Here is a 517-nt window from a genome sequence, read left to right on the forward strand (position 1 = left end):
ACAATGATAAGAGGAGAAGGGCAAGGGATTAATGGAAGAAGTCCACTTGCTCTTTTAAATTTCTCGCTTGTTGCTGTAACTCGATCGCACTTTGTGATGTTTTCGCGCTGGTGTTACGGCTCTCTCGGTTTAGCTCACTGATTGAATGCGCGTTGGCTGCAATTTCTTGTGAAACTTGAGCTTGTTCTTCCGAGGTCGCGGCAATGGCATCAGCTTGAGAGGCGATAGATTGTACCTGAACGGCAATCGCTTCGAGTGCGGTGCCTGCGTCTTGCGCTTTATCTAGCACCTGACTCGCACTGCGTTGGCTGTCAGTCATCATGGTTACGGCATTTTGTGTTGAGCCTTTTAGCTTCTCGATAATCCCAACTACGTCTTGCACTGAGCTTTGCGTACGGTGCGCTAATGTGCGAACTTCATCCGCGACCACAGCAAACCCACGGCCTTGCTCACCGGCACGTGCCGCTTCAATTGCTGCATTGAGAGCGAGTAGGTTGGTTTGCTCGGCAATTTCGTC

Annotated in this window: 1 protein-coding gene; it reads right to left on the reverse strand. The window is 50.5% G+C overall.

From position 1 onward, the window contains the following. Positions 1–28 precede the first annotated feature (28 nt). Positions 29–517, reverse strand: a 489-nt coding sequence (locus R7R24_RS30465) for a methyl-accepting chemotaxis protein (RefSeq protein ID WP_318120682.1), incomplete at its 5' end; no start/stop codon positions are given.

The sequence above is a fragment of the Vibrio sp. 704 genome (genome assembly GCF_033339295.1).